The organism is Maricaulis maris (assembly GCF_003634045.1).
Lineage (GTDB): Bacteria > Pseudomonadota > Alphaproteobacteria > Caulobacterales > Maricaulaceae > Maricaulis > Maricaulis maris.
Genome location: NZ_RBIM01000005.1, coordinates 166,828 through 190,515 on the forward strand (window position 1 = coordinate 166,828; position 23,688 = coordinate 190,515).

The window sequence follows — 23,688 nt, forward strand, 5'->3', positions numbered from 1 at the left end:
GAGGTGACGATAATGTCGAACGATATTTATCACAAGGCCACGTCATAACGATCTGGCGCGTCTGGTGGTTGTCCACTATATCGAATTCAGGGTATGCGGCATTGCGAAGATGATTAGTGCCCGGTAGGACCGGTTGAGCGATGCGGACAACAGCCCGGTCACGGGCAAAAAATCAGGAGATGGTGATGACGGTTATCAGTACGCGCAAGGATGGTGAGGTTCTCGTCGTTACCTCGAACAATCCGCCGGTCAACGCGCTCGGCCAAGCTGTGCGGAAGGGTCTTGCTGATGCGATGGCGGAGGCGGCGGCTGACGACGCCATCAAGGCGATTGTCATCACTTGCGAGGGGCGCACTTTCTTTGCCGGTGCGGACATTACCGAATTCGGCAAGCCGCCCGTTGGCCCCTCATTGCCCGAGGTGATCGACACCATTGAGGCCAGCACAAAGCCGGTCGTTGCCGCGATCCACGGCACGGCGCTTGGCGGCGGGCTGGAGGTTGCGCTGGGTTGTCACTACCGTATCGCCGTCGCGTCGGCGAAACTCGGCCTGCCGGAAGTCAAACTCGGCATCCTGCCGGGTGCCGGCGGCACCCAGCGCCTGCCGCGCGTGGTCGGTGTCGAGGCGGCCCTGCCGATGGTGGTCAAGGGGGATCCGATCCCGGCCGCTGCCGCCGAGCGCATTGGCCTGGTCGACAAGCTGGTCGCCGATGACGGCCTCGCCGAGAGCGGCGTGGAGTTTGCCCGCAATATCGTCGGGGCAGCCAGCCATCCCGTTTCAAGCGCCAGGATCGACATGATCGATCCCAGCCTGGGCGACGCCTTTTTTGATGAATTCCGCAAAACCGAGCTGCGTCGCCTGAAAGGGTTCGAAGCGCCGGAAGCCTGCATCGAGGCGGTCCGCGCCGCCATCGAGCTGCCCTTCGTCGAGGGTGTGAAGAAGGAGCGCGAGCTGTTCGGCAAGCTGGTCACAGGGACCCAGTCACGCGCCCTGCGCCACGTCTTCTTTGCCGAGCGTGCCGCCAGCAAGATTGACGACATCCCCGCCGACACGCCGATCCTCCCGATCTCAAAGGTTGGCATTCTGGGCGCCGGCACAATGGGTGGCGGGATCGCGATGAATTTCCTGACCGCCGGCATCCCGGTCACGATCCTCGAGCGCGAGCAGGCCCCGCTGGATCGTGGCGTCTCGATCATCCGCAAGAATTACGAACGCTCCGCGGCGCGCGGCAAATTCACCGCCGAACAGGTCGAGCAGTGCATGGGGCGCCTGACGCCGACGCTGGAGATGACTGACCTGGCCGATTGCGATCTGGTCATCGAGGCCGTGTTCGAGAATATGGATGTGAAGAAAGAGGTCTTCGCCAAGCTCGACGCCATCGTCAAACAGGGCGCGATTCTGGCCTCGAACACCTCCTATCTCAATGTCGATGAGATGGCGGCGGTGACCAAGCGTCCGGAATACGTGCTCGGCCTGCACTTCTTTTCGCCAGCCAATGTGATGCGTCTGATGGAGATCGTCCGGGCGGAAGAGACCGCGCCTGCCGTCCTCAAGACGGCGATGGCCTTGTCGAAGAAGATCGGCAAGGTCGCCGTGGTTGCCGGTGTGTGCCATGGCTTCATCGGCAACCGCATGCTCTCGCCGCGCCAGCAGGCCGCCAATACCCTGCTGATGCAAGGCATCACGCCGTGGGCGGTCGATGATGCGTTGACGGATTTTGGCTTGCCGATGGGGCCGTTCCAGATGGCCGATCTGGCCGGGCTCGATCTCGGTTGGGACAGGGAGACGTCCAAGGGTGAGACCATTCGCGACGTCCTCTGCGAGCGCGATCGCCGGGGCCAGAAGAATGGCAAGGGTTTTTACGATTACGGTGAAAACCGCCAGCGCACGCCCTCGGCCGAAGTCGAGGAGATTATCGCGTCCTTCGTCGCCAAGTCCGGGCAGGCATCGCAGTCATTCTCGTCCGAAGACATCCGCAATCGGTTGCTCTTCCCGATGATCAATGAGGGCGCGAAAATTCTGGATGAGGGCATGGCGCAGCGCGCCTCCGACATCGATACCGTGTGGATCAATGGCTATGGCTGGCCGGCTTATACGGGCGGTCCGATGTTCTGGGCTGACACGATCGGTCTGGATGTGGTGGTCGAGGGGCTGAAGGCCTTCGGCCATGATGTCTCGCCTTACCTCGCCGACAAGGCGGCCAAGGGCGAGCGCTTCAACGGTTAGGACGTATCGGCCCCAACCAGCCGATCGGAGCGGACCTATCCCTTCCCGGGTCCGCTCCACCCCTTTGCCTGGAGCTCCGCTTTCACGGCGTCTGTGTGTTCTCCCAGGCCGGGGGCGCGCGTGGTGCCGCCGGTGTCGCTGCCTGACATGCGGATCGGTGACCGCAATCCGGGGATCCCGTCCGAGCTGATCGCCAGTCCCCGCACGTGAACCTGCGGGTCCGCAAAGGCGTTCTGGATCGTGTTGATCGGGCTGCCGGGCACGCCATTGGCTTCCAGCATCGCAAGCGCTTCGCTTCGCGTCAGCTTGCCCAGGCAGGTCGAAAGGCTTGCTGTCAGTTCGGCGCGATTGCCAACCCTCTGGGCGTTGGTCCTGTTTGCGGCGATCACGGTCTCGTCGAGAGCAAGCGCATGAGCGAGGCGCTCGAACTGGCTGTCATTGCCGCAGGCGATGATGATGTGGCCATCGGCGCAGGCAAATTCCTGATAGGGCACGATGGAGGGGTGGGCATTGCCGATGCGGCGCGGCGGCGTTCCGGTCGCGAAATAATTCATCGCCTGATTGCCCAGTACGCCGACCATTGAATCCAGCAAGGCCATGTCGATGTGCTGGCCCTGGCCGGTCCGTTCGCGCTGTGCCAACGCGGCCTGGATCGCGATGGTGGCGTAGAGTCCGGTGAAGATGTCGGCAAAGGCGACGCCGAGGCGTTGCGGTGGACCTTCGGCCGCGCCGGTGATGTCCATCACGCCGCTCATGCCCTGGATTGCTAGGTCGTAGCCAGCCCGATGGGCGTAGGGGCCGGTCTGGCCGAAGCCGGTGATCGAGCAATAGACCAGGCGCGGATGGTCGGCGGCGAGGCTGGCATAATCGAGTCCGAATTTGGCGAGTCCGCCGACCTTGAAATTCTCGATCACCACATCGGCATCAGCGATCAGGGCGTGCACGAAGTCGAGATCATCGGGATTTCGAAAATCCGCGGTGACCGAGCGCTTGCCGCGATTGCAGGAATGGTAATAGGCCGCGGCACGACCGCTCTCATGCTCGATCCAGGGTGGACCCCAGCTGCGCGTATCATCGCCCGCCGGGCTTTCAACCTTGATCACATCAGCGCCGAGATCGGCGAGCGACTGTCCGGCCCAGGGGCCGGCCAGGATGCGGGCCAGTTCGACGACTTTCAGTCCGGTCAGCGCGCGGTTCGCCGGTCCTGTCATTCGTTGATTTCACCGGTGTCGAGGAAGGGCGAAGCGTCGAGATTTTCGGCGTCCATCAGCTCGGCGATCCGCTGTAGCGAGGCAATCAGCATGTTCTGTTCCCAGGACTGAAGCTCGCGAAAGGCGCGCAGGAAGCCGGCCTGCAGGAGTTCGGGCGCGTTTTCACCGGCGGTCCTGCCGGTCTCGGTCAGGCGCGCCATCACCACGCGCTTGTCAGTGTCGCTCTTGACCCGTTCGACCAGCCCGGCCTGGGTCAGGCGGTCGAGAATGGAGGTGATTGTGGCCTGGCTGAGTGACACAGCGCGGGCAATCGCGCTGGGCGAAAGATTGCCTTGCTTGCGCAGCGTGTCGATGACGACCAGCTGCGGCGCCGTAAGGCCGGTTGCCTTGACCAGGCGTTTGGACTGGAGGTCGATGGCCCGGGTAATCCGTCGCAGGGCCACAAGAATTTCGTCGTGATCGCTCATTCGGCTCGCCGTTTCAGGGTGCCCGACTCATGTACCCGCAGCCTTCGGGCTTTCCAAATGGAATCGGCGGAAAGCGGACGTCGGAATTTTTCGATTTCAAAGAATAAGGTCGGCAAAAATCGCTGCAGGAACAGGATCAAACTTCGCCGAAACCTGTCACATCCATGTAACGGTTGGATTTTAGCCTTATTTTACAGCGTGTAAGGTCGGTGGTTTCGGCTGCTTCCCTGCCAGGCACCCTTGGTGTTGAAAGTTTCAACTCAAAGCATACTGGTCAGCGCGTACCGGAAACTCTACACAGCCACTTGAACCGTAACGCCACAAGGGACTGTCATCACGTCATGCTGAAGCAACGGGCACTTTCAACAACCATTCTGACCGCCGCCACATTGTCGCTCGCCGGAGCCGGCCTCGCCGCCGCCCAGGTCGACGTTATCACCGTGACTGCGACGAAGCGCGAGCAAAGCACGCAGGATATTCCTCTTGCCGTGAACGCGATGAATGAGGAGACGCTGGACGAGCTCGGCGTCGATATCTTCACCGATTATCTGCAGCAATTGCCGGGCGTGACCGCCGGTGGTTCCGGTCCGGGCCAGGCCACGATCTATATTCGCGGCCTTGCCTCGACGACACCGAACCTGACCACCGCCGGTGTGGCCGGCCTGGCGCCGAATGTCGCCCTTTATCTCGATGAGCAGCCGGTGTCGCAGCCGGGCCGTAACCTTGATGTCTACGCAGCCGACCTGGCGCGGGTCGAGGTTTTGCCGGGGCCGCAGGGCACGCTGTATGGCGCGTCATCGCAGGCCGGTACCGTGCGCCTGATCACAAACCGTCCGGACCCGTCCGGCTTCTCCGCCTCGTCGAATTTTGCAGTCTCCTTCACCGAAGGCGGCGAGATGTCGAACAAGGTCGAGGCCGTCGTCAACGTTCCGGTGGCCGACAATTTCGCGCTCCGCGGCGTGGTCTATGTCGACCAGCAGGGCGGCTATATCGACAATGTTCCGGGCACCCGCAATGCGTCGGAATCGGCCCGTTTCCGCCCTGCGGGCACGATGCGCGACAATGGTGTTCCGGTGAGCACGACGCGTGCCGGTTTCCAGTCCACGGCTGATCTGTCCGGGGTCACCTTCCTGGACGCCAATAATTCCTCCCTGCTGGAAAAGGACTTCAACGACACCACCTATTCCGGTTTCCGTCTGAGCGCACTGTATGACTTCAATGCGGACTGGTCCCTGACCGTCATGCATATGCAGCAGCAGCTGGACTCCGAAGGCGTCTTCTTCATGGACCCGGAACTCGACGATCTGGAAATCCAGCGCTTCGAGGAAGACGAGCTGGATGATTATTTCCACAATACCAGCTGGACGCTGGAAGGTCGCCTCGGCGCCCTGGAAATGGTCTATACCGGCGCCTATACCGACCGGAATACCGATCAACGCGTTGATTATTCTGACTATCTCTTCGTCGGCCAGTACCTGCCCTACTATATCTGTGACGGCTCGGTCTCCTATCCGGGAGCGGCGGCGCCGTCGGGCACCTGCCAGCCGCCGAACCTGTTCGTGCAGTCGGACACGCGGACCAAGGTCTTCACGCAGGAATTGCGCTTCAACACGCCGGCAGACCGCCGCATCCGCGCGACCTTCGGCGGCTTCTATTCCGACATGGAAGTGGCCGAGCGCAATGACTTCACCTATCCCGGTTCCGTCAATGCGATCTCCTTCGACGGCGTAACCACCGGTTTTGCCCCGAACTATCCATTGACCAATCTCGCAGTGACGGGTGCCGTCGGTTCGGCCTCACCGGGCTATTTCTCCGATCCAGGCCCTTTCCCGGCCGGTGTGATCTTCCGCAATGATGTGCTGCGCACGGATGAGCAGTATGGCATTTTCGGTGAGACGACCTTTGACCTGACCGAGCAATTCTCCATCACGCTGGGTGCCCGTTATTACGACATCGAAGTCGATCTGGTGGGCAGCGCGAACGGGTCCTTCTACAATTTCGGACAGACCGACGACGCCCAGGTCTTCGGGACGAATATTTCGGCCCTGTATGCGCCGGACAACCCGTTCGGCAATCCGGATGTCGCCGCGACAGACGGTTTCATCTTCAAGGGGACGCTGGAATGGCGCCCGACGGACGGAGCGCTCTTTTACGCGACCGTCTCGGAAGGCTTCCGCCCCGGCCTGCTGAACCGCCCCGGCGGCGCTGCGGGTCCTGGTGGCTATACCGTACCCTACGCGTTGGAAACGGATGATGTGATCAATTACGAGTTCGGCTGGAAAACCGACCTCTTCGACAATCAGGTCCGCTTCAACGGCAACGCCTTCATGGTCGAGATCGAAAACCTCCAGACGACGATCTTCGACCCGTCCATCACCAATCTCTTCTTCTCGGACAACGCCGCCAACGCGGAAATTCGTGGCCTGGAAGGTGATGTCACCTGGGCGCCGGCCGATATTGAAGGCCTGACTGTCGTCGGTGCCTTCTCCCTGCTCGACACGGAAATCACCGAAGTCCTGACCCCGACCGACGACATCGTGGTCGGCTCGGAGCTTGCTTTCGCGCCGAGTTATCAAGCGAATTTCCGGGTCCGCTATGAGTGGTATCTGGAAAACGGCATGATGGCGCACGTGATGCCGCAAGTGACGATGACCGATGACAGCTATTCGGATGTGATCGAAATCAACAAGGCGGATGTTGAAGGCTACACGTCGCTGAACTTCACGACGGGCCTGACCGGGGAAAGCTGGTCGGTTGAGCTGTTTGCCAACAATCTCACCGATGAGCGCGGCGAGATTGCCAACAACTTCGTCTTCGATCGCGAACGCGTCACCGTGATCCGCCCGCGCACGATCGGGGTTCGGGTCGGGGTGCAGTACTAGCCCCTGACAAGCTGTTGGCCTGAGGCCACCATGGAAAGCGTCCCCGGTGCGGGACGCTTTCTGTGTTCTGATTGATCGGTGGAGGCCCCTGCGTGGCGGAAGAGACGGACATCCATGTCCAGGCGCTGAGCACGGCGCAAAAGCAGATGTATGACAGCCGTTTCGAGGCGGCTTTGGAGACGATCCGGCCGGTGCTGGATGCGTCTCCGGACCATGCGGATGCTCTCTACATGCAGGCCGTCTGCGCCCGTTATCTCAAGCGTTATGACGAAGCGCGCGAGGCGCTGGACCGGATCAAGCGTACCGCACCGGATTTCGGCCGGGCTTTCCAGGAAGAGGGGCATCTGTTGCGGGCGATCGGCGACAATCACCGTGCCCTGACCGCCTATCAACGCGCCTGCCGCTTCAATCCGGCCCTCGTCGCCAGCTGGCAGGCCCAGGCGGACTTGTTGCAAACGGCTGGCCGTCCGGCGGAAGCAGGCAATGCGACCGCGCAGGCGGAGCGGATCACCGCCCTGCCGCGTGAATTGGTCTCGGTCACCCATCTCCTGCATGAAGGCAAGCTGCTCAAGGCCGAGAAACTCTGTCGCGCCTTTCTCCAGAAAACACCCCATCATGTCGAGGCGATGCGACTCCTGGCCGAATTGGGTAACCGCTTCGGGGTGTTGGAAGATGCGGATTTCCTGCTCGAAAGCGCGATCGGATTCGAGCCGGGCAATACCCAGCTGCGCCTCGACCACATCCAGGTTTTGCGCAAGCGTCAGAAATTCACCGCCGCCCTTGAACAGGCGAAACACCTGTACGACAGCGACCCGGACAACCCGGTCTTCAAGTCGCACTATGCGATCGAGTGCATGCAGACCGGCAGCTATGACGCGGCGCTGCGCCTGTTTGACGAGATCCTCGATACGCTGCCGAACGACCCGGCGACCCTGACGTCGCGCGGCCATGCCCTCAAGACGCTGGGGCGCCAGGACGAGGCGATTGCCAGCTACCGGCAGGCGTTTGCCAGCAAGCCGGATCATGGCGATGCCTGGTACGGGCTGGCCAATCTGAAGACCTATCGTTTCACCGACGATGAGATCGCTGCCATGCAGGCGCTGGAAGCGGGCCCCGACCTGGCTTTCCAGGACCGGGTTCATATCAGCTTTGCCCTGGCCAAGGCGTTCGAGGATCGCGACGAGATCGCGCAATCTTTCGGCTTCTACGAGAAGGGCAATACGCTCAAGCGCATCCAGGCCCGCTATACGACGGAGCAGATGGAAGAGGAGCTGCGGGCCCAGGCCGAAATCTGCACGGAAGACCTGTTTGCAGCCCAGGCCGGGAAAGGTTGTCCGGACGCTGACCCGATTTTCATCGTCGGACTGCCGCGCGCCGGCTCGACCCTGCTGGAACAGATACTGGCCTCGCACAGCCAGGTCGATGGGACGCTTGAACTGCCCAATATCCTGGCGCTGTCGCACCGGCTCAGGGGGCGCCAGCGCCTGTCCGACAAGACGCGCTATCCGCGCATCCTGCACGAACTCACTGCCGACCAGCTGACCGAGCTGGGCCAGGACTATATCGACAATACCCGCATCCACCGCGCCGGCGCGCCGCGCTTTACCGACAAGATGCCGAACAATTTCCGCCATATCGGCCTGATCAAGCTGATCCTGCCCAATGCGCGCATCATTGATGCCCGGCGCCATCCGATGGCGTGCTGCTTCTCAGGTTTCAAGCAACTCTTCGCCGAAGGCCAGGAATTCACCTATGGCCTCGAGGAGATCGGGCACTATTATCGAAACTATGTCGCGTTGATGGATCATTGGGACCGGGTTTTGCCCGGTCAGATCCTGCGCGTGAACTATGAGGACGTGGTGGCCGACCTGGATAGTCAGGTGCGGCGCCTTCTCGATTTTTGCGGCCTGCCCTTCGAGCAGGCCTGCCTCGACTTCCATGCCACCGAGCGCGCGGTTCGCACTGCCAGTTCGGAGCAGGTCCGCCAGCCGATCTTCGATAGCGGTGTGGCCCAGTGGAAGAAATTCGAACCCCATCTCGCCCCGCTCAAGCAGGCGCTTGGTGAGGAACTCCTGGCCGAAGCCGGACAAGGGACATCATGACCAAACGCTTTTACAAGACCGACTATGAGACCGGACAGGACAATATCTCCTTGCTCGGACTGGATGTTCACAACCCGGTCTTCTTCATTTCCGCTGTGGCGATGGTGGCGTTCGTCTCGACCGCGCTGATCGCGCCGGAGACGGTCGCGACCGGATTGTTTGCCGCCCGCGACTGGGTCCTGAACACGTTCGACTGGTTCTTTGTGCTGGGCGTCAATCTGGTCTTTGTCTTCTGTCTCGTGGTGATGCTCTCGCCGCTGGGGCGGCTGCGGATCGGCGGCAGCGATGCCAAGCCGGATTTCTCGACGAAGTCCTGGCTCGCCATGCTGTTCTCTGCCGGAATCGGTATCGGGCTGATGTTCTGGGGCGCGGCCGAGCCGCTGGCCTATCACACCGAATGGTTCGGCACGCCGCTTGGCGTTGAGCCCGGCACCGAAGAATCGGCGCGGCTGGCCCTGAGTGCAACGATGTTCCATTGGGGCCTGAACGCTTGGTCGATCTACGCGGTACTCGGTCTTGCATTGGCCTACTTTACCTTTTCCAAGGGTTTGCCGCTGACGGTCCGGTCCGCCTTCTACCCGCTTCTGGGTGAGCGCATCTGGGGTTGGCCGGGGCATCTTATCGACCTGCTGGCCGTTGTTGCGACCTTGTTCGGCCTGGCGACCTCGCTCGGCCTCGGAGCCCAGCAAGTCGCCAGTGGTCTGGATTTCCTGTTCGGCATCGATCCGGGCATCATCACCCAGATTGTGGTCATTGCCTGCATTACTTCGGTCGCCATCATCTCGGTGGTGCGCGGGCTGGATGGCGGGGTGAAAGTCCTCTCCAACATCAACATGGCCATGGCCGGCATCTTCTTGCTCTTTGTTTTCATCGTCGGGCCGACCCTGATCATCGCCAACGGCTTCTGGGAAAACACGATCAACTACATCCAGGACTTCCTGCCCCTGTCCAACTGGGTCGGGCGCGATGATACCGAGTGGTTCCACGGCTGGACGGTCTTCTACTGGGCCTGGTGGATTTCCTGGTCGCCTTTTGTCGGCATGTTCATCGCCCGCGTGTCCAAGGGGCGCACGGTGCGCGAATTCCTCGTGGCCGTGATCTTCGTGCCGATGCTGATCACCATCGCCTGGTTTTCGACTTTTGGTGAGACGGCGATTTTCCAGCATGAGAACGGGATCGGAGAGCTGTCGGACGGGGTTGGCGATGTTTCGCTGGTCCTGTTCCAGATGCTCGAACATCTGCCGTTCGCAGCGATCACCTCCGGCATCGCGATTGTTCTGGTTTTCGTCTTCTTCGTGACGTCGTCGGACTCAGGCTCGCTGGTCATCGACTCGATTACCGCGGGCGGAAAGCTGCATGCTCCCGTGCCGCAGCGCATCTTCTGGGCTTCGATCGAGGGTCTGGTGGCCGCTGTGCTGCTCTATGGCGGCGGCGCCCAGGCGTTGCAGGGATTGCAGGCGGGGGCCATCACCGTGGGGCTTCCCTTCACCGTGGTTCTGCTGGTTTGCTGCTATAGCCTGTGGAAGGGTTTGTGGTCGGACCTGCGCGCGCTGCGGGCCATCGAGGCCGCCCGTGCCCTTGCAGTCAAATCCGGGGAGCCCAGCTGACCCGGGCCAGCCGGTCCGGGCGGGCTAAAGCCATTTCATCAGTCGGAAAATCCAGATCTGCACCGCGCTGATGCCGGCCAGTATGACCAGGAATATCCAGAAGGCGCTTTGCAGGTCGGCGCCGGGTATGCCGCCGACATTGATTCCCAGCAGCCCGGTCAGGAAGCCCAGCGGCAGGAAGATCGCGGCGACCAGGGACAGCACGTAGAGATTCTTGTTCATCCGGTCGGCCAGCGCATTGGCCAGCTCGTCCTTCACGATCTGGGCCCGTTCGCGAATGGCGTCCAAGTCTTCCAGATAGCGGGTGATGCGGTCGAGATTTTCCTGCAGGCGACGACGATGGCCGGTGCTCAGCCAGTCCAGCTCGGATGTGCGCAGATAGGCGATGACGTCGCGCTGCGGCGCGAAATAGCGGCGGAAGATGATCGCCTGCTTGCGCAGGGCGGTGATTTCCTGGCGCTCGGCGATCGACGGGGTTTCCATCACCCGTTCCTCGACCTCGTCGAGCCGTTCATGCAATTCGGTCATGACCGGTTCCATGCGTTCGAACAGACGTGCCGAGAGCTGGCCGACGAACTCGCCGGCATCCTTGGGGCCATTGCCGGCCGCCAGCTTGTCCTGGATGTCGCGCACGGCCTTGAGCGGGCGGCGCTGGACCGAGATGATGCGCGACGGGTCGACCCACACGCGCACCGAGACCATGTCCTCGGGCTGGGCGTCGGCGTTCAGATTGACACCGCGCAGGATCATCATGGCGCCGTTCTCGAACTCGAGCAGGCGCGGTCGGGTTTCGTCGGCAAGCAGGGCGTCGATGATCAGCGGGTCGAGATAGTCGAGCTCATTCTCTATCCAGGCGCGGCTGGCTTCGTGGCGGCCGTCCAGATGGACCCAGGCGAGGGCATCGTCTGCGATCTCGTGGGCGACGGCGGCTCCGCTCAGCGGGCTGGCCCGGCCATCGCCGCTGATGGACGCGGCGTAGAGGATGCCGGCGGTATCGTCCATTTCAGCCCTCCGTGGGTGATGGGGATGACTTGATGTGTACATCGCGTTGCGGGAAGGGGATCTCGATGCCGGCGTCGCGGAATTTGCGCCAGATCGCAAACATGACCTCGCTCTGCGGCGCCCAGCGCCCTTTCACGACATCGTCGATCCAGAACAACAGGGTGAAGTCGACCGAGCTGTCGCCGAAATTGCGCAGGAAGCATTGCGGAGCCGGATCCTCGATCGTCGACGGATGTTCGCGCGCGGCTTCCAGGATGAGGGCCTGAGCAGCCTCCAGATCGGATCCGTAGGACACGCCGATCCCGACTTCGATCCGGCCGCGGGTATTGGTCAGCGTCCAGTTGGTGACACGATTGGTGATCAGGTCTTCATTGGGGACGAGGATTTCCTTGCCATCGACTGTTTCAATCAGCGTGTAGCGGGCGCTCGACTTGCGAACGAAACCGGTGACGCCGTCAGGCAGTTCGATCAGGTCATCCTGTTCGACCGAGCGTTCCAGCAGCAGGATGAGGCCGGAAATGAAGTTGGAGGCGATTTTCTGCAGGCCGAAACCGAGGCCGATACCCAGGGCGCCGGAGAAAACGGTCAGCGTCGTCAGGTCGAGACCCATCAGGTCCATCGTCACCAGGAAGGCGATGACATAGAGCACGATCTGGAAGACCTTGGTGATCAGGATGCGGGTGGTCGGGCGGATCCGGGTGAGCGCGGTGAGCCGCCCCTCGACCACCGCCGAGACGATGGCTGTTGTCCAGAATACCAGCGCCAGCACCAGCACACCGCGCAGCGCGTCATAGGCGCTAACCGACAGGCTGCCGACGGAGAATGTGAGCAGTGGCGTGTCGAGATAGTCGCGGACCAGGTCGAGATGCCCGGTCGTGCCGGCGACGACCACGCCGACCAGGGTCGCGAACAGCAGGATGCCGGCCCAGGCGCCATTCGGTTTGATGAGCGACAACAGGAAGGTCTTCATGCCGGCCACGTCCTCATTCGATCACGTGCATGCGCGCACTCTCAACCAGCCGTACTCCGCGTCCCGCTTGGAGGCAAGCGCTTGTCCAGCCTCAATAATCGCGCCGCCAGCGGATTGCGACGCTGGCATCTGTATCGGCAGAGACACGCGACAATACGCTCAGGTCGGGCGTCAGTGCCCATTCGATAAGCGCTTCATTGATTGCGGCGGCACCAGTGCTGCCGATCTCGACGTAAACATTGTCGCCAAAGCGTCGGCCGCCGACGACCGAGAGCTCGCCATTGGCTCCGGTCGAGATGTCGAGCCGGTCGATCCCGGCCAGGTCGCGCAGCTGGCCCACCACGTCGAGCAGGCTCTGTCCCGACAATTGCGCAGCCAGCTGCGCGGCTTCGAGCGCCCCAAGCTCGTTGACCGATTGGTCGAACAACAAGCGGGCAATGATTTCATCTTCCGGCAGGGCCGGGTCGCTGCTCAGTGTAATGGTTGGCGCCTGTACGGACCCGGTGACCCGGGCCGAGGCGCGAAAGCCGGTGCGCGCATGAATAGCGGTCAGATCAACCCGGGCATCGCCGGGCGCGCCATCAAAGGTCACGGTGCCGTCGGCCAGGCTGAAGCGGCGATTGAACACGAAGGCCGTACCGCCCACCAGGCTCGCTGTGCCGTAGAGCGAGGGTTTTGACTCAGGCCCCGTCACATGCAGGTCGATGCCCCATTCCGAGGTGAAGGCGCGTGACGAAATGTAGAGGCCGTTATTGGCCCGCACACGGTAATCGAGACGGATGGGCAGGCGGGCCTCATTGAGGGCGCGTCGATCCTTGGGCAGATTGATCTCGATCACCTGCAATTGCGGAATGGAGGCGGCCCCGTTCAGCGTTGGCTGGGTGCGCAGTTGGTCGATCCGGGCGTCTCCACCGACCAGAAGGCCGTCGGCATCAAGTGTGAGGTCGACATCACCACTGGCCTGCAGCGTCAGCGCCGGGCGGTGCACGGCGACGAAGCGCTGGAATTCGATGTGGGCGGACCCGGTCCGTGCGCCGTCCCCGTCCAGGTCCACGCGACCGCTGCCGGAAAGCAGACCCTCGCGATTGTCGCGGGCGGAAAGGCGGGTCAGTTCGATACCGGTTTCAGTCAATGTCAGGTCGATTTCACTGTCGGTCACGAGACTGCCGGCCGTGGCCGCGTTCACCCGTCCCTCGCGCAGGGACAGCGTGCCATCCAGATGCGGCGCGCCCACCGTGCCGGACAGCGCAATGCGGCCATCGATACGGCCGGCTTCCAGCAGGATGTCCGAGGGCAGCAGCAAGGCGGCCAGGGCCATCAGCTCGCCTCGCGCTTCAATCAGCCCGGACAGGGCTGTGTCGGCATTGCCGAGCGGGCGGGTGATATCCGTTGTCGGACCGGCCCGATGGATATCACTGGTCGCCTCCAGTCCACCGCCGGTGAGCGAGACGTGGACGCGGGCTTCGTCGTCGATGGATGCGGTGGCATGAAGCGTGATCTCCGGCATGTCGGGCAAATCGCCAGCCAGAAGCCCTGCCGCGTCGAGCCGGGCCGTGCCGCGCCAGAACCCGTCGCTCTCCCGCAGCTCAGCGGCGCCGGACACGGTTCCCTGTGTTGCCGGCATTGCTGCGATATCGGCCAGCACGCCGACCGGCAGATTGTCGATGGTGAGGTTGGCGATCGGGCTGGCGCCCGCGGTTCTCAAGTCGAGATCGAGGCGGCCTCCGCCGAGGGTGAACGCAGCCGAGGCCGCCACGCCATCCGGGCCTGTGGCGACGCGGATCGGCGCTTCGGTGGCCCAGTTGTGGGCAGCCCATTTGCCCGAGGGCGACAGGCTGATCGAGGCACCATCTTCGGCCAGGACGATTTCGCCGGTCGCACTGAGATCGAAATTACTGCGCATCCGGCCTTCAACGCGGCTTGTGACGGCGAGGCCCGACAGCGGACCGGACAGGGAGAGGCTGGCCATGTTGAGGTCGGCTGCGCCGAGGCGTTGGGGTTCCAGCGCCAGTTCGGCGTCCAGCGTCCCACCGGCAAGGTCGTCGAGACCGGCGACAAACCCGGCGCTGAGCGACATGAGCTGATCGCGCTCTGCGTCCATCGCGATGGTCAGTTGGTCTTCGAACACTCGGGCCGAACCGGTCAGTGCGATGTCGTTGACCCGGCCGTTGGCCACCGTCAGCGTCATGTCACCATTCTGGCGGCGAAGCGCACCGTCGAAGGCCATGTCGCGGCCATTGTGCTCCGCCGTGAAAACCCATTCCAACGCCGTTCCCGCGTTCTCGCCCGAGCCGGACAATTGGCCGCGAATACCGAGGCGCGGCCCGTCCAGGATCACCGGGCCGCCCTGCAGCCGCTGTGTGGTCGTCACCGACCGCAGTCGCAAGGCTTCGCGATCCCGGACCAGCCGGAAGGCCGTGGCCAGCTCGCCATCGATTTCCAGCGCCGCGACCGGAAGGGCGCCGGACAGGGCGAGATCGCCACCGGCCTGCCAGTCGCTGGTGCTCTCGAAATAACCGGTCAGTGTCAGGTCCATTGCGGGGCTGCGGGCATTGAGGGCGGCGATGTCCCAACCGGTTTCGGTCGGCTCCAGCCGCGCTGTGGTCATCAAGCCGTTGAGCAAGCCCTGCGCGTCGGCCGGCCAGCTGGCATCGCGGGCATCGGCCGTGAGTTCAATGGCGCGGTCCGGGCCGATTCCAATATCGGCAGACGCCGAACCGGCCAGCTCCGGATGAAGCAGGCCGAGGTCTGCCACAGTGATCGATGCGCTACCGACCGGCCATTGTGCGCCGGACGGCAAATGTCCGTCGGCGATCATCGTGATTGCGTCGGAACGGACCGAAAAGCCCGGTTCGACAAGCCAGCCTGTTGTATCGCTGTCATCGGCCAGCACACCGGATATACGGACCCGGTCACCGGCCAGCGCGTCGATCTCGGGCGTGCCGGTGCGCAAGGCATCAAGGTTGAGATCCAATTCGAGCCGGGGACGGCCTTGTCGGAATGACAGGTCGAGACCTCCGGTGACATCGTCGATGCGAGCGCCAGGTACAATGAGTCCTGTAATGACGGGCTCGATATGCATCGACACGGCGCCGGCCCGCTCGATACGGGCGTGCCCGGCGAGGCTGTCCAGGCCGACGCGCTGACCGGACAGGCGGTCGACGAGCGCCGGGCTGATTTCGAATTCGGCCATGACCGTGGCGCTGGTCATATCGCGCAGGACGAGGCGGCTTTCGGCGGTTTCCAGTACGATCGATCCGATGCCGAACCCGCCGTCGCGCGATCCGTCTGCTGTGGCATGCACTTCCGCGATCTCGGCGGCCAACGGTTCCGGTACCAGCCCCCAGCGGGCCAGTTCCACATCCGCCATGGCTTGCCAGACATTGGCGTCCCAGCTGATTTCGGCGTCGGCCCAACGCTCTGCATCGCCGGTGAGCAGTATGCGGCCTTCGCCGTGTGTCGGGTCGCCATCGACCTGCCCGTCCAGGCGGACCGCCCGCCCGGGCATGCGCAACAAGGCGGCGAGCGTTCCGTCCGGCTCGCCAGTTGCGGTGAGGGTGCCGTTGACCCCGGCTTGGTCGAGGACGAAATCGGCTGTGAGCCGGTCCCCCGCGGCATCGAGCCGTTCGACATTCATGGTCAGGCGGCTGGTATTGGCGCGAAGCCGGGCGCTGGCCTCCAGCGCCAGCAATGCCTGCGGGCCGGCAATTCCCGCGGCGAGATCAAGTCGGGAAATGCTGAAATGATCAAGATTGATGGCCGGAAGCTCTGGCAGTCGGATGTCCTGCGCTTCGCCGGCTGCGTTCGGGCGATCGGCCAGCACCGGCTGGCGGGTGATTGTCACCTGGTCGATCGTCGCGGCTTCGATGTTGATCGGGCGCGACAGCAGGCTGCGGGCCTGCCAATCCAGCCGGATGTCTTCGGCGGTCAGCCAGATGCCGTCGTCATCGCTCAGGGTCAGCTGGTCGATCCGCAGCCGGGATAGCGGGTCACCCCGCACACCCGAGATCGAGACCCGGCCCAGGCCCGGTATTTCACGTCCTTCGAGCTGGTCCGCCACGATCCAGCGGCCGGGTGCCTGGCTGGCCGCGAGACGCACGCCGACTGCCAACAGGACCAGCCCCGCAAGGGCAAGACCGGCCAACGTCGCAACGCGGCGAAGGAGGGGCAGGGCGGTCATCGCTAGAAGGCCTGGCCGAGACTGAGATATATTTGCACCGTCGGTTCGCCGCTGCGGCGATCGAGCGGCGTGGCGATGTCGATGCGGACCGGTGCGAAGTCGAAATAATAGCGGGCGCCGAAACCGATCGCCGTGCGCATGCCGCCAAGTTCCGGGGCGTGGCTGTCGGTGGCGATGGCGTTGTCGACAAAGGCGACCGCGCCCCATTGCGGTGTGACGCGCCAGCGCAGCTCTGTGGAGACTTCCACCACTGACAGGCCGCCAAACGGTTGGTCGTCGCTGCCGATCGGGCTGAGTGACTGGTATTCGAAACCCCGGGCCGAGCCACCGCCGCCGGCAAAGAAGCGTTGGTCAGCGGCCAGGCTTGTCGCTGATGTGCCGAGCACGGATCCGACACGCAGCCGGGTGGCTGCGACGACGGTTTCGCTCAGCCGGTGATAACCGGAGGCGCGCGCCTCGACACTGACGTAGCGGCCGTCCTCATCGCCGAAGGTCAACGCTGGCGTGACTTGCAATGTGGCGCGCAAGCCTTCGGTCGGATCCAGCGGGTCATTGCGGCTGTCATACCCGCCGGAGAGGCTGAGCGCGGCGGTTTGTATGTCGCGCTCGCCGGTCACGTCGGTCACCTGTGAGCTGTCGAGCGAGACGCCGGCGCCATAGGTGCGGCGCTGGTCGGAACGGCGGATGATTTCAACGCCGACTTCGACTTCGTCCTGGTCGTAGGCGTCGGTGGTTTCCCGCGTCAGGCCGGAATGCAGGAACAGGGTCTGGGCGTGGCGCCGCCAGTGCGGGCGTTCCAGTCGCGCGGTCGCCGATTGGTTCAGCGTGGCGAGCGTGGCCGACAGGGTCAGGGTTTCGTCGTTGCCAAACACGTTGCGGCGGGTCCAGCGGATGTCGCCGCCTGCCCCTTCGCTGGTCGAATAACTCAACCCGGTCTCGACCGTATGCCGTTCGGCCTCTGTCAGGCTGACCTCGACGCTGCGTTCTTCGCTGCCGTCAACTTCCGGCCCCAATGTGACCCGGGCTGACTGGACGCTGGCCAGGCTGTCGAGCCGGCGTTGATAGGCGAGCATGTCCTCCCGACTGGCGACGTCACCGCGTATCAAGGGGGAGATGCGCGCAATGAATTGCGGGTCCCACACGCCCGTGTCGCGGCTGACCTCGCCATAGCGTGAGAAGGGGCCGGGCTGGAAGCGGAAGGTGATCAGCCCGTCCTGGCCGGCATGGTCGATGACGACTTCGCGTTCGAGCAGTTCGGCGTCCGGCCAACCGTCATTCTGTAATGCCCGCAAGGCACGGGCCTCGGCGTCAATGACCGGTTGGGCGAGCAGCGGCGCGCCCGCCGTCAGCGGTATGGAGGCAAGCGCCAGGCCGCGCGCAGCGGCATCGTCACCGGCGTTTACATCGATCCGGCCGATCGTGAATTGCGGTCCCGGCAGGACGCGCAGGCGGGCGCCACCGGCATCGTCGACAAATGTATCGACCCGGGCGGCGTAGTAGCCGCGCGACCGTAGCAAACGACGCGCTCGGTCGGCCGCGGTTCGGGCGTCGCGCAGGGCGCTTGTCGCCGGCAGGTCGGCGGAGGCGTCACGCTCGCCGATGGCGGCTTCCAGCGCTGCCAGCAAGTCGGAGTCGCGCACGCCCTGCACCCGCGCCAGCGGTTCGGCATGGGCCGCAGCGCAGCTAAGCAGGACAAGGGCTGGCAGAAGGGCGGCTCTCAAACCGGGTCACCTTGGAACACGAGCATTTTTTATAGGGCCCGTGCCGGCAACTGTCCTCCCCTTTTGTAGGATCAGGCTGTGGGTTGCGCGGGTATGCGGCCAATGAGGTGTCCGTTGGCGGCGCGCAGCTGGACCGTAGCGGTCGTCCTGGCAAGATGGAGTTCACGGTCGACCGTGTGATGTCCCTATGTTAGGGGTAACATGATTATCGACAAAGACGCTCAACCGCCGCGGATCGTCAAGCAGGAAGCCGGACATGGCCGAACTCGTACCCGTTGAACCCTTTGATATCGTTGTCTTCGGTGCGACCGGGGATCTTGCCTTGCGCAAGCTTATCCCGGCGCTCTTCCACCGTTGGTGCGACGGCCAGATCACCGAAGACAGCCGTATTATCTGCGCCTCGCGCGACAGCATGGAATCCAGCGCCTTCCAGGACATGGCGGCGACCCATGTGATCAGCGGCAAGGCTTCGGCGGAGCGGCGTGACAAATGGGCGACCTTCGCCGCGAAGCTGACCTATGTATCGGTGGACGCCAGCAGCGAAACAACGGGTTGGAGTGATCTGGCCGCAGCGCTTGATCCGGACGAGAACAAGATCCGCCTCTATTATCTCGCCCTGCCGCCGTCGATCTACGGCGCGATTTGCGCCGGCCTCGCGGCACACAAGCTCAACACGCCCAATGCGCGCATCGTGCTGGAAAAGCCGATCGGATCAAATTACCACACGGCCCGCGCGATCAATGACAAGGTCGGCGAGGTGTTCCGCGAGAACAATATCTTCCGGATCGACCATTATCTCGGCAAGGAAACCGTCCAGAACCTCCTGATCCTGCGCTTTGCCAATTATCTTTTCGAGCCGATCTGGAATGCCAATGGCATCGACCATGTCCAGATCACGGTCGCGGAGTCGTTGGGGGCGGGCAAGCGTGCGAGCTATTATGACCGCTCAGGCGCGCTGCGTGACATGGTCCAGAACCATTTGCTGCAATTGGCCTGCCTGGTCGCAATGGAGCCGCCGGCATCGCTTGATCCGGACGCGGTTCGAACCGAGAAGCTCAAGGTTCTCAAGGCACTGCGCCCGGTCAACGCGTCCAATGTGACGCAGGACGTGGTGCGCGGCCAGTACCAGGCTGGCGCTGTTGAGGGTGAGACGGTGCCCGGTTATGCCGAGGAAGTCGGACATGCGACGCAGACCGAGACCTTTGTCGGCGTGCGGGCCCATGTCGACAATTGGCGCTGGGCCGGCGTGCCCTTCTATCTGCGCACCGGCAAGCGGATGGCGTCGCGGCGTTCGGAAATCATCGTCCAGTTCAAGCCGATCCCGCACGATGTGGTGGGCGCGACCGAAGGTGCGATGCATCCCAACCGGCTGGTCATCCGGCTGCAACCGGATGAGGGCGTCAAGCTGATGTTGATGACCAAGGATCCGGGACCGGGTGGCCTGCGCCTTCGGTATGTCCCGCTGAACTTGGCCTATGCCGAGCATTTCGATCACGATTACCCCGACGCCTATGAGCGCCTGTTGATGGCGGTCGTGCGCGGCAATCTCAGCCTCTTCATGCGCCGCGACGAGGTTGAGGCCGCCTGGCGCTGGGTTGATGGCATCATCCAGTCCTGGGACGACAGCCAGGCCAAACTCTACGGCTATCAGGCCGGCACCGACGGGCCGACCCAGTCCGCCCTTCTGCTCGCCCGCGAGGAAAGGGAGTGGTTCGATGCCCTTGGCACCTAGCACCCTGCCGGCCGTGATCGAGCATGCCGACAAGTCGGCCATGGCCGAAGCGTTGAGCGGGCCGATCCGCGATGCCCTCACTGCGGCCATCGCGAGGCGCGGTCGGGCCGTGTTTGCGGTGTCGGGCGGATCAACGCCGGAAGCCCTCTACAAGCGCTTGGCGATGGTCGATCTCGATTGGGCAAAGGTTTCGGTCGTATTGGTCGATGAGCGCTGGGTTGAGCCGGGCGAGGCCGGATCGAATGAAAGTTTCCTGCGCGCGACGCTGATGACCGGCAAGGCTGCGGCAGCGCAGCTGGTCGGGCTCAAGGCGAGCGGCGATACGCCGATCGACGGCTTGTCGGCGGTGACCGAGCGTTTGGCCGCCATCGGGTTTCCGCCGGATGTGGTGATCCTTGGCATGGGCGAGGACGGGCACACCGCATCCTGGTTCCCGCGCGCTGACGGGCTGGACGTGGCGCTTGCCGAAGGCGGCGGGCCGGTCGCCGCCATTCGCGCCAAGCAAACTGCCGTGACCGGGGCGTTGACGGATCGCATCACGCTGACCCGATCGGCCCTCGCCGGGGCGGGGCTCAGCCTTCTCCTGCTGGCCGGGGATGGCAAGAAGGCCGCCCTGGACGCCGCCCTGGCCGACGGACCGGTCGCCGACATGCCGGTGCGCGCCCTGTTGCGGTCCCCCGACGACCGGCCTGAAATTCACTGGACGCGTTGATCGCGCCCAAAGCAACGGAAGACGATCATGACCCAGTCGATCCACGCGACCCTTCGCGCCGTCACCGACCGTATCCGCGAACGCAGTGCGCCGACCCGCGCCGCCTATCTGGCGCAGATCACCGGCGCCCGTGAAACCGGCCGCAACCGTTCGACGCTGTCCTGCGGCAACCTTGCCCACGGCTTTGCCGCTTGTGGCGGGGAAGACAAGCGGGCGCTCAAGGATGGCGGCTGGGTCAATGTCGGTATCGTCACGGCCTATAACGACATGCTGTCGGCGCATCAGCCGTTCGAACCCTATCCCGGCCTGATCAAGAAGGCGCTCAACCAGGTCGGTGCCGTCGGCCAGGTCGCCGGCGGCGTGCCGGCGATGTGTGACGGTGTCACCCAAGGCCAGCCGGGCATGGAGCTGTCGCTCTTCTCACGCGACGTCATCGCGATGTCGACGGCGGTCGCCCTGTCGCACAACATGTTTGACGCGGCGCTGTGCCTGGGCGTCTGCGACAAGATCGTGCCGGGCCTGCTGATCGGGGCGCTGCGCTTTGGCCATCTGCCGGTGATCTTCGTGCCGGCTGGCCCGATGCGCTCCGGCCTGCCCAATCCGGAGAAGGCCAAGGTTCGTCAGCTCTATGCCGAGGGCAAGGTTGGTCGTGAGGCGCTGCTGGAGGCGGAAAGCAAGAGTTATCACTCGCCGGGCACTTGCACTTTCTACGGCACCGCCAATTCCAACCAGATGCTGATGGAGATCATGGGCCTGCACATTCCGGGGGCCGCCTTCGTCAATCCGGCCGATCCGATGCGCGAGGCATTCACGCGGCTTGCTGCCCAGCGGGCCGCTGCGATCACTGCCGACAAGGCCGAGTATGCGCCGATGGGCGAGATCGTCGACGAGCGTGCCATCGTCAATGCGATTGTCGGCCTGCATGCCACCGGCGGCTCGACCAATCACACCATTCACCTGATCGCGATTGCCCGCGCTGCCGGCATATTGGTCGACTGGAGCGATTTCGATGCCCTGGCCGACATCACGCCGCTTTTGTGCCGCGTCTATCCCAACGGTCCTGCCGATGTGAACCATTTCCACGCCGCTGGCGGGTTGGGTTATGTCATCCGCGAACTGCTGGATGCCGGCCTGCTGCATGAAGACGTCAAGACCGTCATGGGACAGGGATTGCGCGCCTATGCCACCGACGCCCTGCCGGACGGCGACGGCATCATGTGGCAAGCTTCTCCGGCGCAATCTGCTGATCTCGAGATTGTTCGCCCGGTGGCCAAGCCTTTCTCGGCCGATGGCGGACTGAAACTGCTGGATGGTGCCCTCGGTCGCGCCGTGATCAAGGTTTCGGCCGTGAAGGACGAGCATCGCATCGTCGAGGCTCCGGCCATCGTATTTGAAAGCCAGGACAGCTTCCTTGACCGGTTCAAGGTCGGCGAGCTCGATCGTGATTTCATCGCCGTGCTGCGTTTCCAGGGGCCGCGCGCCAATGGCATGCCGGAACTGCACAAGCTGACCCCGGCCTTGGGGTCGTTGCAGGATCGCGGTTTCAAGGTGGCGCTGGTTACCGATGGTCGGATGTCGGGCGCGTCGGGCAAGGTGCCGGCGGCCATCCATCTCAGCCCGGAAGCGGCGCTCGGCGGTCCGGTCGCGAAAGTGCGCGATGGCGATCTGATCCGGCTCGACGCTGTGACCGGGGATCTGGTGGTCACGGCTGAAGGCTTCGATGACCGCCCGCTCGCGACCGCGCCGTCGGTTGTGCAGGCCGGGATGGGCCGGGAGCTTTTCTCGGGCTTCCGTCAATTGGCCGGTCCGGCCGAGGAAGGCGCGCTGGCCATCCCTGATCTCGTCACCGCTTCACAGGCGGATGCGGCATTGATTCCGGCCTGACCTGCCATCATCCTGCCGCAGACAGGCGAGATGCTGCGGACCGTCCGGAAATGTGTGCCCGGACCTGAATGGATTGCAGAATGCAGGTGCAAAGAATTTTGCTGACAGCCGGTCTCGCGCTGGCCTTGGCGACCGGTATGGCAAGCGGGACCGCCATTCCGGACGAGGCCGTCTGGCGCGCTCCGGCCGTGGCGGGCGAAACCCGGATCGAGGCTCGCTACGCCTCGTCCGTGTTGTTTTTCAAGGTCGGTGAAATCACGCTCAATGCAAGCTTCGGCGAGCAGGCGTACTCAGCCGGCAGCCATATCGAAGCCGCCGGTCTGGCGGCCTTGTTCGCCGATTTTGACATTCGCGCCGAGGTGTCCGGTGAAGGGGCCGCCGGTGCCCGGGAGCCGTCTCGCTATACACATGTTGAGCGTACGGGCGACAAGGTGCGGTCGGTTGCCGTCGATTTTGCCGGTCCGGTTGCCCGATCTGATGTCGAACCGCCTTTCGGATCATGGGGCGTGCCGCCGGCCAGCGAATCCGACCGGACCGGTGTGATCGATCCGATGACCGCCTTCTTTGAATTGTCGCGCCGGCTTGAGGACGGGGAAGGTTGCCAGGGCCGATTGCCGGTCTTTGACGGCAAGGCGCGTTATGATCTCAGGCTCGAGACTGTTGGCCGGGATAATGTCCGGACCCGGGGTTGGCGCGGCGAAGCGCTTGTCTGCCACGCTTGGTATGAACCCATTGCCGGCTATGACCCGGAGGATTACCCGAGCGAGCGCGAGTTGCGGCATCCGCTGGTGCTGTGGTTGGCGCCGGTCGCGGGGGACGGGGCCTACTTGCCGGTTCGCCTGCACACGCGGGCCGGTTTTGGCGGTGTCACAATTGAGCTGATGGATCTCGCGGTCGGATGACACGCTGCCTGATGGCGGGAATTTAATCTCGGACCGTGACCGGCATCACATGTTGCAGGGCAACATACTGCTAGATTCGCAAGACCGCTCA

General features: G+C 63.6%; 14 protein-coding genes. 8 read left to right on the top strand and 6 right to left on the bottom strand.

Features of this window, described 5'->3' with window-relative positions; all coding sequences use genetic code 11:
- Positions 1 to 185: 185 nt before the first annotated feature.
- Positions 186 to 2,225, top strand: coding sequence for a 3-hydroxyacyl-CoA dehydrogenase NAD-binding domain-containing protein (locus tag C7435_RS11630; RefSeq protein ID WP_121211880.1), 2,040 nt, complete (start codon positions 186 to 188; stop codon positions 2,223 to 2,225).
- Positions 2,226 to 2,260: 35 nt separating this feature from the next.
- Here the strand turns inward: C7435_RS11630 and C7435_RS11635 are convergent, their stop codons facing one another.
- A complete protein-coding gene (locus C7435_RS11635) occupies positions 2,261 to 3,436 on the bottom strand; it encodes a CaiB/BaiF CoA transferase family protein (protein ID WP_121211662.1) in 1,176 nt (391 codons plus the stop codon).
- The gene (locus tag C7435_RS11640; RefSeq protein ID WP_075191369.1) at positions 3,433 to 3,903 is read right to left on the bottom strand and encodes a MarR family winged helix-turn-helix transcriptional regulator; all 471 of its coding nucleotides are present in this window, start codon (positions 3,901 to 3,903) and stop codon (positions 3,433 to 3,435) included. Before C7435_RS11640 ends, C7435_RS11635 begins: the two co-directional genes overlap by 4 nt.
- A 341-nt stretch (positions 3,904 to 4,244) precedes the next feature.
- Between C7435_RS11640 and C7435_RS11645 the strand changes: the two genes are divergently transcribed.
- The 3 genes from C7435_RS11645 to C7435_RS11655 all read left to right on the top strand — a co-directional run bounded on the left by C7435_RS11645 (position 4,245) and on the right by C7435_RS11655 (position 10,494).
- Positions 4,245 to 6,785, top strand: a complete 2,541-nt coding sequence (locus C7435_RS11645; protein ID WP_121211664.1) for a TonB-dependent receptor — start codon at positions 4,245 to 4,247, stop codon at positions 6,783 to 6,785.
- A gap of 146 nt (positions 6,786 to 6,931) precedes the next feature.
- Positions 6,932 to 8,887, top strand: coding sequence for a tetratricopeptide repeat-containing sulfotransferase family protein (locus tag C7435_RS11650; protein ID WP_170150467.1), 1,956 nt, complete (start codon positions 6,932 to 6,934; stop codon positions 8,885 to 8,887).
- Positions 8,884 to 10,494 (top strand): BCCT family transporter, encoded by a 1,611-nt coding sequence (locus C7435_RS11655; protein ID WP_121211668.1) that lies wholly within the window; start codon positions 8,884 to 8,886, stop codon positions 10,492 to 10,494. Before C7435_RS11650 ends, C7435_RS11655 begins: the two co-directional genes overlap by 4 nt.
- 24 nt (positions 10,495 to 10,518) lie before the next feature.
- Here C7435_RS11655 and C7435_RS11660 read toward each other — a convergent pair whose 3' ends face one another.
- The 4 genes from C7435_RS11660 to C7435_RS11675 all read right to left on the bottom strand — a co-directional run bounded on the left by C7435_RS11660 (position 10,519) and on the right by C7435_RS11675 (position 18,367).
- Positions 10,519 to 11,496, bottom strand: a complete 978-nt coding sequence (locus tag C7435_RS11660; RefSeq protein WP_121211670.1) for a zinc transporter ZntB — start codon at positions 11,494 to 11,496, stop codon at positions 10,519 to 10,521.
- Position 11,497: 1 nt separating this feature from the next.
- A complete protein-coding gene (locus C7435_RS11665; protein WP_075191364.1) occupies positions 11,498 to 12,466 on the bottom strand; it encodes a mechanosensitive ion channel family protein in 969 nt (322 codons plus the stop codon).
- 91 nt (positions 12,467 to 12,557) lie between these two features.
- Positions 12,558 to 16,646: a translocation/assembly module TamB domain-containing protein gene (locus tag C7435_RS11670; RefSeq protein ID WP_121211672.1), complete on the bottom strand. Its 4,089-nt coding sequence runs from the start codon at positions 16,644 to 16,646 to the stop codon at positions 12,558 to 12,560.
- Between the two features lie 2 nt (positions 16,647 to 16,648).
- Positions 16,649 to 18,367 (bottom strand): autotransporter assembly complex protein TamA, encoded by a 1,719-nt coding sequence (locus tag C7435_RS11675; RefSeq protein WP_121211674.1) that lies wholly within the window; start codon positions 18,365 to 18,367, stop codon positions 16,649 to 16,651.
- 256 nt (positions 18,368 to 18,623) lie between these two features.
- On the opposite strand from C7435_RS11675, the gene zwf reads away from it, so the two are divergent.
- The 4 genes from zwf (at position 18,624) to C7435_RS11695 (ending at position 23,597) form a co-directional block, all read left to right on the top strand.
- Positions 18,624 to 20,099 (top strand): glucose-6-phosphate dehydrogenase, encoded by a 1,476-nt coding sequence (gene zwf / locus C7435_RS11680; protein ID WP_075191361.1) that lies wholly within the window; start codon positions 18,624 to 18,626, stop codon positions 20,097 to 20,099.
- The gene (pgl, locus tag C7435_RS11685) at positions 20,083 to 20,811 is read left to right on the top strand and encodes a 6-phosphogluconolactonase (RefSeq protein ID WP_121211676.1); all 729 of its coding nucleotides are present in this window, start codon (positions 20,083 to 20,085) and stop codon (positions 20,809 to 20,811) included. The genes zwf and pgl overlap by 17 nt, the downstream gene beginning before the upstream one ends.
- Before the next feature lie 27 nt (positions 20,812 to 20,838).
- On the top strand, positions 20,839 to 22,695 hold the full coding sequence (edd, locus tag C7435_RS11690; RefSeq protein ID WP_121211677.1) for a phosphogluconate dehydratase: 1,857 nt from the start codon (positions 20,839 to 20,841) through the stop codon (positions 22,693 to 22,695).
- Between the two features lie 80 nt (positions 22,696 to 22,775).
- The gene (locus tag C7435_RS11695; RefSeq protein WP_170150451.1) at positions 22,776 to 23,597 is read left to right on the top strand and encodes a DUF3108 domain-containing protein; all 822 of its coding nucleotides are present in this window, start codon (positions 22,776 to 22,778) and stop codon (positions 23,595 to 23,597) included.
- Positions 23,598 to 23,688 lie beyond the last annotated feature (91 nt).

Coding starts and splice junctions, on each gene's coding strand:
- C7435_RS11630 (WP_121211880.1), top strand. CDS start 186: ATGACGGTTATCAGTACGCGCAAGGATGGTGAGGTTCTCGTCGTTACC.
- C7435_RS11635 (WP_121211662.1), bottom strand. CDS start 3,436: ATGACAGGACCGGCGAACCGCGCGCTGACCGGACTGAAAGTCGTCGAA.
- C7435_RS11640 (WP_075191369.1), bottom strand. CDS start 3,903: ATGAGCGATCACGACGAAATTCTTGTGGCCCTGCGACGGATTACCCGG.
- C7435_RS11645 (WP_121211664.1), top strand. CDS start 4,245: ATGCTGAAGCAACGGGCACTTTCAACAACCATTCTGACCGCCGCCACA.
- C7435_RS11650 (WP_170150467.1), top strand. CDS start 6,932: ATGTATGACAGCCGTTTCGAGGCGGCTTTGGAGACGATCCGGCCGGTG.
- C7435_RS11655 (WP_121211668.1), top strand. CDS start 8,884: ATGACCAAACGCTTTTACAAGACCGACTATGAGACCGGACAGGACAAT.
- C7435_RS11660 (WP_121211670.1), bottom strand. CDS start 11,496: ATGGACGATACCGCCGGCATCCTCTACGCCGCGTCCATCAGCGGCGAT.
- C7435_RS11665 (WP_075191364.1), bottom strand. CDS start 12,466: ATGAAGACCTTCCTGTTGTCGCTCATCAAACCGAATGGCGCCTGGGCC.
- C7435_RS11670 (WP_121211672.1), bottom strand. CDS start 16,646: ATGACCGCCCTGCCCCTCCTTCGCCGCGTTGCGACGTTGGCCGGTCTT.
- zwf (WP_075191361.1), top strand. CDS start 18,624: ATGGCCGAACTCGTACCCGTTGAACCCTTTGATATCGTTGTCTTCGGT.
- pgl (WP_121211676.1), top strand. CDS start 20,083: ATGCCCTTGGCACCTAGCACCCTGCCGGCCGTGATCGAGCATGCCGAC.
- edd (WP_121211677.1), top strand. CDS start 20,839: ATGACCCAGTCGATCCACGCGACCCTTCGCGCCGTCACCGACCGTATC.
- C7435_RS11695 (WP_170150451.1), top strand. CDS start 22,776: ATGCAGGTGCAAAGAATTTTGCTGACAGCCGGTCTCGCGCTGGCCTTG.